Source organism: Pseudomonas sp. SJZ131, from assembly GCF_007828705.1.
In the GTDB taxonomy this organism is placed as follows: Bacteria; Pseudomonadota; Gammaproteobacteria; order Pseudomonadales; family Pseudomonadaceae; genus Aquipseudomonas; species Aquipseudomonas prosekii.
In genome coordinates this window covers 1,415,495-1,431,217 of sequence record NZ_VIVC01000002.1, presented here as the reverse complement: position 1 = coordinate 1,431,217, position 15,723 = coordinate 1,415,495, and the positions used below count along the sequence as shown (strand labels likewise).

At 58.1% G+C, this 15,723-nt stretch carries 21 protein-coding genes; 8 read left to right on the top strand and 13 right to left on the bottom strand.

The window, feature by feature from the left end; translation table 11 throughout:
* Positions 1-104 precede the first annotated feature (104 nt).
* Entirely contained in the window at positions 105-317 is a 213-nt protein-coding gene (locus FBY12_RS13595; RefSeq protein WP_003179963.1) for a cold-shock protein, read from the top strand.
* A 72-nt stretch (positions 318-389) separates the two neighbouring features.
* On the opposite strand, the gene FBY12_RS13590 is transcribed toward FBY12_RS13595, so the two are convergent.
* Complete coding sequence (locus FBY12_RS13590; protein ID WP_121732159.1) at positions 390-710, bottom strand: I78 family peptidase inhibitor; 321 nt, start codon at positions 708-710, stop codon at positions 390-392.
* Between the two features lie 167 nt (positions 711-877).
* Positions 878-1,183, bottom strand: coding sequence for a hypothetical protein (locus FBY12_RS13585; RefSeq protein ID WP_101208637.1), 306 nt, complete (start codon positions 1,181-1,183; stop codon positions 878-880).
* Between the two features lie 134 nt (positions 1,184-1,317).
* Here FBY12_RS13585 and FBY12_RS13580 point away from each other — a divergent pair, with 134 nt between their 5' ends.
* Entirely contained in the window at positions 1,318-1,530 is a 213-nt protein-coding gene (locus tag FBY12_RS13580) for a hypothetical protein (protein WP_092279958.1), read from the top strand.
* Between the two features lie 32 nt (positions 1,531-1,562).
* Here the strand turns inward: FBY12_RS13580 and FBY12_RS13575 are convergent, their stop codons facing one another.
* From FBY12_RS13575 to FBY12_RS13540, 8 genes are all read right to left on the bottom strand, one after another.
* Positions 1,563-2,591 carry a nucleoside hydrolase gene (locus FBY12_RS13575; protein ID WP_121732158.1) on the bottom strand — a complete coding sequence of 343 codons (1,029 nt, stop codon included), beginning with the start codon at positions 2,589-2,591 and terminating at the stop codon, positions 1,563-1,565.
* 44 nt (positions 2,592-2,635) lie between these two features.
* Entirely contained in the window at positions 2,636-3,040 is a 405-nt protein-coding gene (gene rbsD / locus FBY12_RS13570) for a D-ribose pyranase (protein ID WP_145253139.1), read from the bottom strand.
* Positions 3,037-3,954, bottom strand: coding sequence for a ribokinase (gene rbsK / locus FBY12_RS13565; RefSeq protein WP_101208640.1), 918 nt, complete (start codon positions 3,952-3,954; stop codon positions 3,037-3,039). Before rbsK ends, rbsD begins: the two co-directional genes overlap by 4 nt.
* A 37-nt stretch (positions 3,955-3,991) precedes the next feature.
* Positions 3,992-5,011, bottom strand: a complete 1,020-nt coding sequence (locus FBY12_RS13560) for a LacI family DNA-binding transcriptional regulator (protein ID WP_121732155.1) — start codon at positions 5,009-5,011, stop codon at positions 3,992-3,994.
* Positions 5,012-5,014: 3 nt separating this feature from the next.
* Entirely contained in the window at positions 5,015-5,992 is a 978-nt protein-coding gene (locus FBY12_RS13555) for an ABC transporter permease (RefSeq protein WP_145253138.1), read from the bottom strand.
* Positions 5,989-7,542: a sugar ABC transporter ATP-binding protein gene (locus FBY12_RS13550; protein ID WP_145253137.1), complete on the bottom strand. Its 1,554-nt coding sequence runs from the start codon at positions 7,540-7,542 to the stop codon at positions 5,989-5,991. The genes FBY12_RS13555 and FBY12_RS13550 overlap by 4 nt, the downstream gene beginning before the upstream one ends.
* A 57-nt stretch (positions 7,543-7,599) precedes the next feature.
* Positions 7,600-8,553: a sugar ABC transporter substrate-binding protein gene (locus tag FBY12_RS13545; protein WP_145253136.1), complete on the bottom strand. Its 954-nt coding sequence runs from the start codon at positions 8,551-8,553 to the stop codon at positions 7,600-7,602.
* A gap of 195 nt (positions 8,554-8,748) precedes the next feature.
* On the bottom strand, positions 8,749-9,210 hold the full coding sequence (locus FBY12_RS13540; RefSeq protein ID WP_121732152.1) for a hypothetical protein: 462 nt from the start codon (positions 9,208-9,210) through the stop codon (positions 8,749-8,751).
* Between the two features lie 342 nt (positions 9,211-9,552).
* Between FBY12_RS13540 and FBY12_RS13535 the strand changes: the two genes are divergently transcribed.
* From FBY12_RS13535 to FBY12_RS13525, 3 genes are all read left to right on the top strand, one after another.
* The gene (locus FBY12_RS13535; RefSeq protein ID WP_145253135.1) at positions 9,553-10,641 is read left to right on the top strand and encodes an asparaginase; all 1,089 of its coding nucleotides are present in this window, start codon (positions 9,553-9,555) and stop codon (positions 10,639-10,641) included.
* 155 nt (positions 10,642-10,796) lie between these two features.
* Positions 10,797-11,087 (top strand): DUF1654 domain-containing protein, encoded by a 291-nt coding sequence (locus tag FBY12_RS13530; RefSeq protein ID WP_092279938.1) that lies wholly within the window; start codon positions 10,797-10,799, stop codon positions 11,085-11,087.
* A gap of 4 nt (positions 11,088-11,091) precedes the next feature.
* A complete protein-coding gene (locus FBY12_RS13525; protein ID WP_145253134.1) occupies positions 11,092-11,781 on the top strand; it encodes an endonuclease in 690 nt (229 codons plus the stop codon).
* Positions 11,782-11,836: 55 nt separating this feature from the next.
* Here FBY12_RS13525 and FBY12_RS13520 read toward each other — a convergent pair whose 3' ends face one another.
* The gene (locus FBY12_RS13520) at positions 11,837-12,739 is read right to left on the bottom strand and encodes a siderophore-interacting protein (RefSeq protein WP_145253133.1); all 903 of its coding nucleotides are present in this window, start codon (positions 12,737-12,739) and stop codon (positions 11,837-11,839) included.
* A 102-nt stretch (positions 12,740-12,841) separates the two neighbouring features.
* Positions 12,842-13,207: an SPOR domain-containing protein gene (locus FBY12_RS13515; RefSeq protein WP_145253132.1), complete on the bottom strand. Its 366-nt coding sequence runs from the start codon at positions 13,205-13,207 to the stop codon at positions 12,842-12,844.
* 248 nt (positions 13,208-13,455) lie between these two features.
* Here FBY12_RS13515 and csrA point away from each other — a divergent pair, with 248 nt between their 5' ends.
* Positions 13,456-13,650: a carbon storage regulator CsrA gene (gene csrA, locus FBY12_RS13510; RefSeq protein ID WP_003179932.1), complete on the top strand. Its 195-nt coding sequence runs from the start codon at positions 13,456-13,458 to the stop codon at positions 13,648-13,650.
* 183 nt (positions 13,651-13,833) lie between these two features.
* On the opposite strand, the gene FBY12_RS13505 is transcribed toward csrA, so the two are convergent.
* Positions 13,834-14,292: a DUF2214 family protein gene (locus FBY12_RS13505; RefSeq protein ID WP_145253131.1), complete on the bottom strand. Its 459-nt coding sequence runs from the start codon at positions 14,290-14,292 to the stop codon at positions 13,834-13,836.
* A 198-nt stretch (positions 14,293-14,490) separates the two neighbouring features.
* Between FBY12_RS13505 and FBY12_RS13500 the strand changes: the two genes are divergently transcribed.
* Entirely contained in the window at positions 14,491-15,273 is a 783-nt protein-coding gene (locus FBY12_RS13500; protein WP_145253130.1) for an alpha/beta hydrolase, read from the top strand.
* Between the two features lie 121 nt (positions 15,274-15,394).
* Positions 15,395-15,652, top strand: coding sequence for a DUF2790 domain-containing protein (locus FBY12_RS13495; RefSeq protein WP_145253129.1), 258 nt, complete (start codon positions 15,395-15,397; stop codon positions 15,650-15,652).
* Positions 15,653-15,723 lie beyond the last annotated feature (71 nt).

Here is a 15,723-nt window from a genome sequence, read left to right as displayed (position 1 = left end):
CGGGGGGCTCCCAAATCGTACATTTCGACTATGATAGTCCCGTGTGCCCAGTTGGCCTGAGCAGCACAGTACTACTGAAAATATATGTTTCTTGGAGATACACCATGTCTAATCGCCAAACCGGCACCGTTAAATGGTTCAACGATGAAAAAGGCTTCGGCTTCATCACTCCTCAAGGTGGCGGTGACGACCTGTTCGTACACTTCAAAGCTATCGAAAGCGACGGTTTCAAAAGCCTGAAAGAAGGCCAAACCGTTTCCTTCGTGGCTGAGAAAGGCCAAAAGGGTATGCAAGCTGCACAAGTCCGCCCAGAGTAAGTTTCTGGCGCACTAAAAAAACCCCGTCCATGTGACGGGGTTTTTTATGCACGTAACAAAAACCTGAAAAGATCAGCCGCAGTTGATGCGCGTGATCACCAGGTTGTCGTCGGTATTCAGATTCAGGCGATCGGAGCGGTACTCCAGGGTCACCATGTCGCTAGGCTTGAGGATCCGCGCATTCTGCGCGCCCGCCCGAGTACGCGCCTGCTCCAGCAATTCTGGCGAAGCTTTTTTGCCGATGGTGAATTGCGCAGCATTCGAATCACAGCGGCTATGACCGGTTTCGGTCGTTACAGCATCAGTTGCTGTCGACTCGGTGGAGGGTGTGCTGCAACCGGCCAGCATGGCGACGGCCAACAAAGTACCCAATGACGCGAGCTTCCAAGGCATGAAGCCTCCTTTATTCAATAGATAAGCTGAGTTCGTGCGACCGCCGATCCTGCGTTTGGTTTCACGGGACAGCGCTATCAGAGCGCCGCAGGACTGGACAATCAGCGAGTTTGCCTGAGCAGCGCCGAGCCGTTCAGCACTCAATCGTGACTGAATATGAACGGCGCTCAATAGACGTCGATGTAGTCGAATGGCGGGTTAGGCCAGTTTTCTTTCAAGGCGTTGAAAATCTGCATGACCCAGACTTCATCGCTGGCCGCGACCAATCCTACGTAACCCGAGCCTTTGGCCCACGTCTCCAGACGAAACAGCAACCCACCAATGTCGGTGCCGCCCACTACGCCTGACGAAATGTAAGCGATGCCTTCTTTGGTCACACGCAATTGGGTGTGCTCGTCATCGCTGGCGGAGGCCAGCAATTGGCGCACGGCTTCAAGGGTCAAGGCGTCAGGTTTATTCAAATCGATCTGCACAGCGCGGTCCTTGAAAATCCATCAAAGAACCAAGTGTCGCATAGCCCTCCTCTCATGCCTAAGTCGGAGTGCCAAACGCCAGACAAAAATGGTTAACTCGACACTCAGACATTCCCGACTTCACGAGCGCCATCATGACCACCGTAAGCATCGACGCCGACATCAAAGCCAAGTGGCCTCAGGGTCACAGTTCTTATAGCCCCGGCAGCCCGGAAGAATTGGCAATCATTGGCATCGACCTGCTGGTCAAGGAGTTGGGAACGCAAGCCGCGCAGTCGTTCATCGCCCAGGTATTCGAGAAATACCCGGCCAATTATCTTGGCTTGGTGGGTTCAGGCAGGGAGTAAAACCCGCAGGCTGGCACCTGCGGGCATGCAGCTTACTTCAGACGAGCCAAACGTTGGGTCAGCAGGTCGAAGAAGCCTTGAGCATCGCCATTCTCGACCCAGAAGGCGTTTTTCGGCGCTTTCAGGCCGTCGTACCAATCGACGATGGTTTGGCCAAAGGTCGGACCTTCGCGGCTATCAACAACGACATTCACCGCACGCCCGGTGAACAGCTCCGGCTTCAGCAGGTAAGCAACGACGGTCGCGTCATGCACCGGGCCGCCCGGAATACCGTAGTGCTCCATGTCGCCCTTGACGTATTCGTTGAGAATATCGCCGACGATCTTGCCCGCATTGTTGTTCAGCGCGGCGATCTGCTTCAGGCGCGCGTCGCTGGTGAGGATCTTGTGGGTCACGTCCAGCGGCAGATAAGTCAACTTCACGCCACTTTTGAGCACCACTTCCGCAGCCTGCGGATCAGCGAACAGGTTGAATTCGGCCACTGGGGTAATGTTGCCGCCGTTGAAGTGCGCGCCCCCCATGATCACCACTTCCTTGATGCCCTGCACGATCTCGGGTTCCTGGATCAGCGCCAGGGCCAGGTTGGTCTGTGGACCGAGCATGGCAATGGTGATGCTGTGCGGCTTGGCGTTTTTCAAGGTATCGATCAGGTAATTGACCGCGTTGCCTTCAGCCAAACCCTTCTTCGGTTCGTGAACCGTGACACCCGACAGGCCTTCCTTGCCATGGATATTCTCGGCGTAGATCGGCGTGCGCATCAGCGGTTTCGGCGCGCCAGCGTAGACCGGCACGTCTTCGCGCCCTGCCCACTCGCGGGCCAGACGCGCATTACGCGAAGTCTTGTCGAGACGTACGTTGCCGGCGACGGTGGTCAGTGCGCGGATGTTCAGTTCTTCCGGCGAAGCCAGGGCAAACAGCAAGGCAACGACGTCGTCGGCACCCGGGTCGGTGTCGATGATCAGGTCGATCTTTTCCGCCGCTTGGGCGCTTGTTGCGGTGATGAAAGACAAGAGCAGCAGACTCCGAAGCAGATGATGCAGTTTCTGAGCATAGCGGTGCATAGCGCACTCCTTGTGCGTGGGAAAGCATAGAAGGAAACAGCGAGTTAGAACGTTACCCCGGACACCAACACGATGTTGCAGTACGGCTGACATTCGCCTGTACGAATAATCGCCCGTGCTTGTCGGCTAAGGACTTTGAATTGGTCGTGGCTGAGCAGCTCGCGCCGGCCCAGTTCACCGTCGGCATTCAGCTGATCCAGAGTCGCCAAAGCCGTTGGCTTTTTATCAAGAATCTCTTGGGCGAGGACGTGGCTTTCGACCTGCATTTCGCTGAGCACAACTTTCAAAGTGCTGACGAAATCCGGAATGCCGTGGGTCAGCGCCAGATCAATCAGTTCGACGCCTGGCGGCACCGGCAGGCCGGCATCGCCGATCACGACTATGTCGCCATGGCCCAGAGACGCGATCAGCCGCGACAGCGCGACGTTGAGCAGAGGGGTCTTTTTCATGGTGCTTTAAATGCCTGTACGTCGGACAAGGTAGGAATAGAAGGTTGCGCACCGGCTCGGGTCACCGACAACGCCGCCGCGACCTGGCCGAAACGGATCGCTTCGGCTTCGGATTGACCGGACGCCAACGCCGCAGCAAAACCGCCTACAAATGTATCGCCAGCCGCCGTGGTGTCGACCGCGTGCACTTGTGGCGCGGGGAAATGCTGGAACCCTAGTCCGTCGGCAAACAGCGAGCCTTGGGCGCCAAGGGTGATGATGACTTTACCGGCGCCCATGCCGATCAATCGCGTCGCGGCCGTCTCGGCGGTTTCCAGGGAGTCCACCGGCAAACCGCTCAGCGCCGCCGCTTCGCTTTCGTTAGGGATCAGGTAGTCGATGGCGGCGTACCAATCCGCAGGCAATGGGCGGCTGGCCGGTGCGGGATTGAGGATCACGGTTTTGCCCAGTTCACGCCCGCGCTTCAACGCATGACCGACGGTGGCGTCTGGCACTTCCAGTTGGCAGATGATCACGTCCGCCGCTTGCAACACTGAGTCAAAACGATCGATTACGCCCGGCGTCAACGCACCATTGGCGCCTGCGACAATCACGATCGCGTTCTGGCTGTTGTCATCCACAACGATCAACGCGACACCGCTGGCGCCGTCGACGATGCTGATGGCGTCACAATCAATCTGCTCGGCCAACAACGCGTTGCGCAACTGCTGCCCGTAGGCGTCGGAGCCGATGCAGCCAACCATCGAAACCTCGGCGCCCAGTCGAGCCGCCGCTACAGCCTGATTCGCGCCTTTGCCGCCGGAGACGGTTGAAAACGACTGGCCGATCAGCGTTTCACCGCCACGCGGCAGGCGCGGCGCGCGGGTGACCAGGTCCATGTTCAAGCTGCCTATTACCACTACTTTTGCGGGCATACGTCACTACTCATCAATTCGGTTTCAGCGCTGCTTATTAGCGAAGCTGGGCGAACACGCCGGCCAGCGGCGCAGTCGATTCTCGCAAAACAATACTCGGGGTCACGATCCGTTGATCGGTGGCCAGGGACGGCGTGGCAATCCTTCGCAACAAGACTTCGGCGGCCATTTCGCCGAGTTGCAGGATCGACTGGCCGACGGTGGTCAGTGCCGGGTACACATAACGACTCATTTGAATGTCGTCGAAGCCGATCACCGACAGCTCGCTGGGTACGCGAATATTGCGCTCGGCGGCCGCGCGCAACACGCCGATACCAATCATGTCGTTACCGGCAAAAATTGCGCTCGGTGGGTTGTTCTCCAGCAGAGTCGCAGCGGCGTTGTAACCACCGGTGCTGGTGAAATCACTTTCCAGCATGCGCTCGCGCGGCACATCGACGCCCGCCTCTTTCAGCGCCCGGCAATAACCCGCCAGACGCATTTGCGCCACGCTGGTATCCGCCGGCCCGCCGATGGTGGCGATGTCACGATGGCCCAATTCGAGCAGATGCCGGGTCGCCAGATAGGCGCCGTATTCGTGGTCAATCCGCACCAGATCGGCATTCACTCCTTGCAACCCACGGTCGACGATCACCATCGGCGTGCGCACCGCCGCGAGGCCCTCGGCGAGTCCGGCGTCGCCACCGGCCGAGGCGACGATCAAGCCGTCGATGCGTTTTTCCAGCAACACCCTTAAATAGCTGCGCTGCTTGTCCGGGTTATCGTCGGAGTTGCAGAGGATCACGCAATAGCCGTTACGCTCGCAGTAATCCTCGATGCCACGGGCCAATTCGGCGAAGTACGGGTTGAGGCTGTTGGGCACCAGCAAACCGATAGTCGCCGTGGTTTTGGCTTTCAACGACCGCGCGACGGCGCTGGGCACGTAGTCGAGCGTCTTGATCGCGGCTTCGACTTTGACTCGCACTTCTTCGCTGACCGGCCGCGTCTTGTTCACCACATGAGACACGGTGGTGTAGGAAATGCCCGCAAGCGCCGCCACATCCTTGATCGTTGCCATGAATCAGGTCCGCCGGCTTGCGCGCTGACTGCGATAAGTATCGAGCACCACCGCGACCACAATTACGGCGCCGGTGATGATACGTTTGGTCGGTTCGGTCGCGCCGATCTGCGCCAGGCCAGCGGCCAGTACCGAGATGATCAACACCCCGAAAAACGTACTGATCACCGAGCCACGGCCGCCCATCAGGCTGGTGCCGCCGATGACCACAGCCGCGATCACTTGCAGCTCCAGACCCGAACCGGCGTTGGGATCGGCCGCTTCCAGACGCGAAATCTGAAACAGTGCGGCAATCCCGGCCAGCAGGCCCATCAGGCTGAACACCAGAATCTTGTAAGGTTTCGGATTGATCCCCGCCAGACGCACGGCTTCTTCGTTAGTGCCGATGCCGATCAAGTAGCGACCGAACACGGTGCGGGTCAGCACGGCCTGAGCGACGATGATAATCACAAACGCAATGATGAACGACGGCGAAATGCCGAAAGCGATCGGGTTCGAAAGCCAGGCAAAGGAATCACCGATGTAAGCCGTGCGCGAACCGGTCATCTGATACGCCAGGCCTCGGGCCATTTCCAGCACGCCGAGCGAGACGATGAACGACGGAATCCGCCACGCCACAGTGATCGAACCGGTCACCGTGCCGGCCAATGCGGCGACGCCCATGCCGAGCAAAGCGGCGGGCAAAACGCTCCAGCCCCAGCCGAGAATTGCCACGCTGACCGCCGACGCCGCGAGTGCGAGCACCGAACCGACCGACAAATCGATGCCACCGATGATCAGCACGAAGGTCATGCCGACCGCCAGCACCATCAAATCCGGGATCTGGTTGGCCAAGGTACTGAAGGTGTCATACGAGAGGAAATGGCTGCTCAGGACCGAGAACAGCGCGATCATCGCCAGCAAGGCGCCGGCCAGCCCCAGGTATGTACCGAGGCCGTAGAAATTGCCACCACGTTTACCGGCGGACGTTGCAGTTTTCATGGGAGATCCCTAGGCGCTGCTTCGTTGAGCAACGCATCACGTTTTTGGTAGCCGGCAAATGCGGCGGCAAGCAAATCATCCTGGGTCCAGCTGTCGCGCTCGAATGTGTCGATCAGACGCCCTGCCGACAAAACGCCGATGCGGTCGCAAATCAGCATCAGTTCACGCAGGTCACTGGACACCACCACCAGCGCTTTGCCCTGGCGCGTCAATTCGCCGAGCAAGGCATAGATGTCGAACTTGGCGCCAACGTCGATGCCGCGTGTCGGCTCGTCGAACAACATCACCGAACAATCGCGCTCCAGCCAGCGGCCGATCACGACTTTCTGCTGGTTGCCGCCGGACAGCTCCGACACTAGTTGCGTCGGGCTGGAGCTGCGGATGCGCATGGCGCTGATCTGCCGCTGAGCCAGCGCGATCTCGTCGCCGTTATTGACCACGCCCGCATTGGAAATCACCGGCATATTGCCCAGAGCAATGTTGGCGCTGATCGATTGAGTCAGCAGCAGGCCTTCGCCCTTGCGGTCCTCGGTGATCAGCGCGATGCGGTGGCCGACCGCATCGGCGGGTGAACGAATGCTCACGACCTTGGCCGGCGAACCCAGCGCGACGGTGCCGCTGTCGGGCGTATCAGCGCCGAAGATCAGCCGCAGCAGTTCAGTGCGCCCTGCCCCGATCAATCCGGAAATACCGAAGATCTCGCCTGCACGCACTTCAAAGGAAACGTCGCGAACCTTGTCGGAACGGGTCAGCCCTTTGACCGTCAAGGCTGGCGCGCCGATCTTGCGCTCGCCCATGTCCATGTGTTCGCCCAACTCGCGACCGACCATCAAGGTCACCAGCTGCTCGCTGTTGTAATTGGCCATCGGCTCGACGCACACCAGATTGCCGTCGCGCAGCACCGCAATGCGCTGCGCCACTCGGGCGAGTTCTTCGAGGCGATGGGAGATGTAGATGATCGACACGCCACGCGCTTGCAGGCGCGTGATCTGCTCGAAAAGCATCTCGACTTCGCGCGCCGTGAGCATCGCGGTCGGCTCGTCGAGGATCAGCACATGACAGTCGCCGATCAGGTTGCGGGCAATCTCGACCATTTGCTGGTGACCGATGCCCAACTCGCCGACCAGTGTGTCCGGGTCAATCGCGTCGAGGCCGACTTGCGCCATCGCCTCGATCGCCGCTTTGCGCAACTGCTTGCGGCTGATCCAGCCACCGTTGCTCGGCAAGTTATCGAGAAACAGGTTCTCCGCCACTGACAATGTCGGCAGCAGATTGAGTTCTTGCATGACCATGCGGATGCCCAGGTCTTCAGCCTGGGTGCGGCTGCCGGGGCGGTAGTCCTGACCCTGGAATTGCATCTGGCCAGTAGTCGGTGTGACCAGGCCGCCGATGATTTTCGACAAGGTACTTTTGCCGGCGCCATTCTCACCGGTCAGCGCCAGCACTTCACCGCGCATCAGCGTCAGGTCGATGCCGGTCAGGACAGGTTGCGCGTAGGTCTTACCGATGCCGCTGACCGAGAGGACAGCGTTCGGGGCGGAAACTGACATAGAAAACTCTCCATGCACCCGCCCGGACGGGCGAGTGCCATTGTGTCGCCAGAAGGATTACTTGGTAACCAGCTCCACGGGAGTTTCGATCACGCCGTTGGTGCCGCTGTCGACTTTCTCGCCTTTGATGATTTTCAGCGCAGTCTCGATACCGAACACGGCTTGCTTGGCTGCAAACTGGTCAGCAGTGGCCAGCACACGACCATCCTTGAGCATCGGCTTGATGGCATTGATGTTGTCGTAACCGACGACTTGCACCTTGCCAGCCTTGCCTGCTGCGCGAACGGCGGAAACGGCGCCGACGGCCATGCTGTCGTTACCGGCCAGCAACGCTTTGACGTCCGGGTATTCGCTGAGGATCGACGCGGCAACCTTGTTGCCTTTGTCGATTTCCCAATCACCGGATTGCAAGGAAACAACCTTGATCTGCGCCGCTTCCATCGCATCCTTGAAACCGGCGGTGCGCTGCTGGGCGTTGGTGGTGGTGGACACGCCTTCGATGATGCCGACTTCGTCACCGGCCTTCAGTTGCTTGGCCAGGTATTCACCGACCAGACGCGCGCCTTTGCGGTTGTCCGGGCCAACAAACGGTACGGTGATTTTCTTGCTTTTGACGACAGTCGGGTCGAGTTGGTTGTCGATGTTGATCACGGTAATGCCGGCATCGACCGCTTTCTTGATCACCGGAACCATGGCTTTGGAATCGGCCGGCGCAATCACCAGCGCGTTGACCTTGGCCAGAATCATTTGCTCGACGATGCGAGTTTGGCCTGCGGTGTCGGTTTCATCCTTGATGCCGTTGGAGATCAGGTCGAAATCGTCGGAATGGTCTTTCTGATAGGCCTTGGCGCCGTCTTCCATGGTCAGGAAGAATTCGTTGGCCAGGGATTTCATGACCAGCGCGACTTTAGGTTTTTCAGTGTCGGCGAACGCCGAAGAGAGGGGTAAAGCGGCAGAGGCGGCAGCCAGCATAGCGACAGCGAGAAGACGTCCAGCGAATGGCAGCTTCATGGATTCACTCCGATCTTATGATTATTTGTGAGCAACGCTTGCGCTAGCGTAGGCTACTTCGCGTCCGGCAATGGATCGAGCCACTGTGGATGCCGCGCAAACGTTTGCGAGATCGAACTATGCGAACCCTGCAGAGATTTGTCAACGACCAGAAACGGCCATTATGTAACCCGTGAGCAAAGCCGGGTTGGTCACTTACGCCGTGGTGTCGACCACTGACCCTGTGCTCGCGCCTTTGGCAATTTCCTTGACCAGCGCGCCCGCCACTTCGAGCATTGCGCCGTTGGTTTCGGCAATCTGACCTTGAATCGCCATGACTGCCGTGGCTTTGGCCTCTGGTGTCGGATACGGCGCTGCCTGGGCGGCAGCCAATTGTTGCTGCTGTTCGCGCAACTGCTGCTGCAACTCTTGCAGGCGCTTGAGCAGAATCTTCACTGCCGCACTTTGATTGCTTTTGGCCTCGGTCCCAGCTTCGGCGCCGGCACTTTTATCCAGGCCCAAAGCGCCGGTCTTGACCTGTTTGCCATCGTCTTCCTTGGTGCCCAGCGCAGCGGCCGCGGCTTCGGTCGTGGCGTCATTCAACGCGCGGATCGTCGCGGCTGATTTGCCACCAATGGTGACGCCTGCGGCGTTGGGAAGACCTACTGATAACGACATGCGAGCTCCAGAGAGAAAGATCCTTTGAAGGGTCATCGACCTGCGCGCGAGTTTCTTTAGCACAGCTTTGCAATCCGGCAAGCGGACTGATTCGACCGAATCCGTAGGGCTTTTCGGTGAGCCGAACAAAAACGCTCAACATGTTCGGAAACCCGGACAACGGGGCGTTTAAACAATCCTGCTCTCTAAATTAATATTGATATAAATCATCAGGTTAAAAGTTTTTCTCGTTCAAAGTCAGGCTGGTACAGATCCTGCTCCATTTCGCATACCCAGGCGTTCAGATCTGCCGGGCGTATCTAGATGAACTGCATCAGCACCGTCACTACTAGAGAGAAAATAATGAAATCTGCTTTCAACACTTTTATTCCGGGCGCTTTGGCCCTCCTGCTGCTCCTGCCGACCGCCGTTCAGGCGAAAGAAGCTCAAACCCAACAGAAACTGGCAAACGTCGTGGTCCTGGCCACCGGCGGCACCATCGCCGGTGCTGGCGCCAGCGCGGCGAACAGTGCGACCTACCAGGCGGCCAAGGTCGGTATCGAACAATTGATCGCCGGCGTGCCTGAACTCAGCCAATTGGCCAACGTGCGTGGCGAACAGGTCATGCAGATCGCCTCTGAAAGCATCACCAACGACAACCTGCTGCAGCTCGGCCGCCGCGTTGCGGAACTGGCTGACAGCGCAGACGTTGACGGCATCGTCATCACTCACGGCACTGACACCCTGGAAGAAACCGCTTACTTCCTGAACCTGGTGGAAAAAACCGACAAGCCGATCGTCGTGGTCGGCTCCATGCGTCCGGGCACCGCGATGTCCGCCGACGGCATGCTCAACCTGTACAACGCCGTGGCCGTGGCCAGCAGCAAAGAAGCGCGCGGCAAAGGCGTACTGGTGACCATGAACGACGAAATCCAGTCCGGTCGTGACGTCAGCAAAATGATCAACATCAAGACCGAGGCGTTTAAAAGTGCCTGGGGCCCACTGGGCATGGTCGTTGAAGGCAAATCCTACTGGTTCCGTTTGCCAGCCAAGCGTCACACCATGGATTCGGAATTCGACATCAAAACCATCAAGAGCCTGCCTGACGTAGAAATCGCTTATTCCTACGGCAACGTTAGCGACACGGCCTACAAAGCGTTGGCGCAATCGGGTGCCAAAGCGATCATCCACGCCGGTACCGGCAACGGCTCGGTTTCTTCCCGCGTGGTCCCGACCCTGCAAGCCCTGCGCAAGGACGGCGTGCAAATCATTCGTTCGTCCCACGTCAATGCTGGCGGTTTTGTTCTGCGTAACGCTGAACAGCCTGACGACAAAAACGACTGGGTTGTGGCACATGACCTGAACCCGCAGAAGGCACGCATTCTGGCCATGGTCGCGCTGACCAAGACCAAGGATAGCAAAGAGCTGCAACGGATGTTCTGGGAATACTGATCGACCCTCGCCCGACCGGATCCGGTCGGGCACTGCTTACGCCGTTTGCCTACTCTGGCAAGCGGCGCCTCCCTACAAATAAATTCGAGCCGTCCTACACCAAACGGGGAAAACGGCTGTCAGAGGATTTTCTTGAAATTTAAGCGGTTGCGAAAATGCTTACAGTTAAATACTGTATGCACGTACAGCTTAATAAGGATAATTCCGTGGCCACCCCTTCCGCCTCTCCTGACTCCTTTGAACGCATGGGTTTGCGCGTTCAGAAAATTATCAATTCCCCCACCGCGCAAAAATCCAAAGCCGCGCTGATCTTCCGTTTGCCGGACGAACCGGTGGACGAGTGGGAACGCCTGCTCGAAGAAATCGACGAGAACGATAACGTTACCCTCGCCTACCGCGACGATGGCGGCGTACAGATTTTCTGGGTTGTGCCGAAGGAAGATTGAGTCAATGAGTGTCCGTTGTTTTGCGTTTCTGTTTATGTTCATCGCCCTGGGCGCCCAGGCTGCTGCGCCGCGTACTTTCAGTGAAGCGAAGAAAGTCGCCTGGAAGCTCTACGCACCACAATCCACAGAGTTTTACTGCGGCTGCAAATACACCGGTAACAGGGTCGACCTAGCAGCCTGCGGCTACGTGCCGCGTAAAAATGCCAAGCGTGCCGCGCGCATCGAGTGGGAACACATTGTTCCGGCGTGGCAGATTGGCCATCAGCGTCAATGCTGGCAGTCGGGCGGGCGCAAGAACTGCACGCGCTACGATCCGGTTTACAAGAAAGCCGAGGCTGACTTGCACAACCTGGTGCCGAGCATTGGTGAGGTGAATGGCGATCGGAGCAATTTCAGTTTTGGCTGGCTGCCGGTGCAAACAGGCCAATACGGTTCGTGTCTGACTCAAGTCGACTTCAAAGCGAAGAAGGTTATGCCCCGCCCTTCGATTCGCGGGATGATCGCCCGGACTTATTTCTACATGAGCAAGCAGTACGGCTTGCGTCTGTCGAAACAGGATCGCCAATTGTACGAAGCCTGGAACAAGACCTATCCCGTGCAAACCTGGGAACGCCAGCGCAATCAGAGCGTGGCGTGTGTAATGGGGCGCGGCAACGAGTTTGTCGGCCCGGTGGACATGAAAGCCTGCGGCTGAGCAAATGCTTAACGCAGAAAGGCCTCGGGCATTTAAAACCCGAGGCCTTTTTGCATCAGCCGCCGACCTTGTTGTAGCGCCAATAACCCATCAGGTTCAGCGACTCGCGGGGAATGCCGCGCTCCTGGATCAGGTATTTGCGCAAGCTCATGACGGCCACTGTCTCGCCGGCGATCCAGCCGTAGAAGCCGTCATTGGCCGATTCGGAGGTTTCCCAGAGGATTTCCTCGTCAACATTGACCTCCTCCAGCTCCAGCACTTCGCAAGACTTTGACGCCGACGTCGGCAGGTCGGCCCGCTGGATAGCTTCGACCATCAATAATCCTGCATCACCGTGATCGCGAATCAACCATTCAACCGAAAGCCCGGGCCAGTCAGGCACTGGCAATGCGTCTTCGCGACTGTCGATTTCAAAAAATGCCTGGGTGACCGGTGGCTGGGCCATGGTCGCCAACTCATCAAGAATCCCCAATGCTGCGGGTAACGCCGTTCCATCAGCGACCAGCAGCAATTGCTTGAGCGCCTGTGGCGGCTTCCATTCGAAACCGCCTGCGTCCTGCGCCGAGAAGCGTCGATCCGGCGCGCGAATCTGAATTGACTCGCCCGGCATCGCATTAATAGCCCATCGAGAGGCTGGACCAGTTTCGCCGTGCAACACAAAGTCGATATCCACTTCACCCTGCTCGGCGCGCAGATGCCGAATGGTGTAAGTGCGCATTGCCGGACGTTCAGCGACTGGCATTGAACGATATCGGGCGAGCCAATCGTCACTATGGGCCAGCTTGGCAGGCGAGCCGTCGGCCGCCGGGAAAAACAGTTTCACCCGCTGATCCGGCGCCCATGTGGCCATTTCGCTAACCATCGGCCCGGCCAGAGTGACCCGCATCATGTGCGGGCTCAGGGTTTGTTTACGCTGCAACACGGCGTCGAACATTTTGTAAGGATTGGCGTTGGCCATCGGGGGGCTCCTTGCGGGAATCGACAGTGACTACGTATGAATACGAGCCGCCGTGGATGCCCTTTAGCTTCCCTGCTAAACGGTGCCTGAAACGATGCGCGATTACTGAGCGGCCGGACGCTCGATGATCAGCGTTTCAATGTTCTGCTTTTTCGCTTTAACCAGCGCAGCGCTCACCTGCGCCTGCCGCGCCTCGGCCTCGGCTTTGGAGGCGAACGGCCCGAGCAGGATCCGGTCCTTGCCGTTTTCCCGGACGACATTGGAAACAAAACTGTGCTCGATCAACCAGCCGCTCAAGTCGCTGACTGCCTGGGTTGTCTCACCACGGACCTCAATTTCCCATTGCGGACCTGCTGCAACGACTGGGGCGGAAACGTTCGCGGACGACGTCTTTTGAGCACCTGCATCTCGGCCCTCACCACATCCCGCCAACGCCAATACTGCGATTACCAAGGCCAATTTGCGCACAACGTTTCCCTCTGAAGGCTGAAAGCGCGGATTTTAACATTCATGAATACTTCCCGAGTGCCGCAAAATGGGCTTAAAACAACGAGAATCATGGTTGCCGCCTCTGTATAGTTACGCCTTGGGAATTAATGCAGCATCTGCGCGTCAGAAAGAGGCACCCAAATCGTGAGACTTCGCACTAATCTATAACTACACCGACCTCTGCACTGTCTGAATCAGGTGCCCTACAAGCAATCAAGGAGAAGACCATGCTGATACTCACCCGCAAAGTCGGTGAAAGCATAAACATCGGTGATGACATCACTATCACCATCCTGGGCGTTAGCGGCCAACAAGTACGCATCGGCATCAATGCTCCGAAAAACGTTGCCGTACACCGTGAAGAAATCTATCAGCGCATTCAGGCTGGCCTGACCGCTCCAGACAAGCCACAAACCCCCTGAATCCTGCTGCAGTCAGTAGCCAGCCCGTTCGCCTCAGCGCAATGGCTGGCTAAAGATTCAAACACCCCGCTTCGCTCTCCCTGCTTCATCGCGTTTCCCCCCTCGTGACCTGAAGCCGATACTAACGGCTTCGGCGACGCCTTGGCTGTCAGACCATTCGCTTTAATCCCGAGGAATCGTCCGTCACGACCCGAAGGTCACGCCGCGCGCCATTCCGGTGGCCGCAATCACCATCAGCATCATCAGCAGCGCTTCCATATGACTGATCCGCGCGAACAGCTTTGCCCGTCCCAGATCAATCGAAGCACCCCGCCCCAATGCGATCCGCCACTTGATCAACGTAATCATCGGCATCAGCTCCAGCAGCAGAATAATCACGAACAGGGTCATTTTCAGATGGAACAGCGGCTGCTGCAGATAGTAGTCAGTGCCCTTCTCGAACCCACCGAAAGCGCGCATCAGCCCCGTGATCAGCAGAACAATCGCCGAAATCCCCCAGACGTTATCCGCCACCAGCACATTGCGCACCTGCGCCGTACCCGCGGCCAAACGACTGAACGCGGAGCCCCGGACGAGGACGCCCCACACCCCCAAGGCAAACGCCAGCAAATGGATCGCCGCAAGAAACCAGTGAGACAACATAGGGATCTCCTGACAGAAAAATGGAAAATGGCCCGTCAGTAGTAGTTCAAAATTCGACGACTCGCTGCCGCCGTAACGGATTACAACTTTGTCATGGAGATGTCAGCGTAGTTCGCGCCCTCGATTTGTAGAGTGGATTCGTCAGTTACCCAAGCCTGGGCAACTCACCTCCCACTGATGAAGATAAGGGTCGCCAGCATGAAACCACTGAACAAGCTTTGCCTGATTGCCGCCAGCCTGTTGATGCTCGGCACCGGAGCCGCGATGGCCGCCGAAGTAGCGCCGGTGATCGGGCCAGTGAAAGCCAATAACGTCGTGCTGGTGCACGGCTCGTGGGCCGACGGCTCGAGTTGGTCCGAGGTGATCACTCGGTTGCAGGCTGCCGGTTTCCACGTGACCGCGGTGCAAAACCCGTTGACCTCAGTGGCCGACGATGTCGCCGCCACCCAACGCGTACTCAATCAACAGGACGGCCCGACGGTGTTGGTCGGTCATTCCTACGCTGGCACCGTGGTCAGCGAAGCCGGGGTCGATCCGAAGGTCAGCTCGTTGGTCTACGTCGCCGCGCGCGCACCGGACGCTGGTGAAGATTTCGTCGCACTGTCCGCCAAGTATCCAACCATGCCAGTGCGCGCCGGCACCGAAGAACACGACGGTTACGTCACGTTGAAGCAGGACGCGTTCCTCAAATATTTCGCCGGTGACGTGCCGCGCGACAAAGCCATGACGCTGTTCGCCGTGCAGCAACCGATCGCCAAAACCCTGTTCGGCGAACGCACCACTGCCGCAGCCTGGCGCAGCAAACCGTCGTGGTACGCGGTGTCGAGCCTCGACCAGACGATCAATCCGGACCTGGAGCGCTTCCTCGCTAAACGCATGGGCGCGACCACTATCGAGTTGCCATCGAGCCATTTGTCACTGGTTTCCCATTCGAAGGAAATCGCCGACCTGATCCTCGAAGCCTCCGGCCGCCAGCCGTAACGCCGCGTTCGATTGCATTACAACTTTGTCATTCAACTGTTGGTCGGCTGTCCGCACCGCCTCGGTAACCTGAATTCACTGCCGCGCAGTTGCCCGCAGAAATCTTAAAGAGAGACTCATCATGAAAATGTTAATTCTCGGTTTCGCCGCCCTCCTCGCCACCGGTTCGGCGTTTGCCGACGACCAATCACAGCGTTCGGTGATTCATGACAAACCCGGTTTCTTCGTTCATCTGGATGTCGACAAAGTGCTGTCCAGCACCGACATCTCACAAGCGTGCGGGGTTATTCCTGCGCGGCTCGACTACCTGGACCACAAAGGCTTGGAGCATGTGCTCGATTACCAAGTCGAAGGCGCTGGTTGCATCAATGACAATTGAGTGGGCGGGCTACGATGTGCGGCCCGCGTCACGCGCAGATGATCGGGCTACACTGGCTCACGCGCGCCACG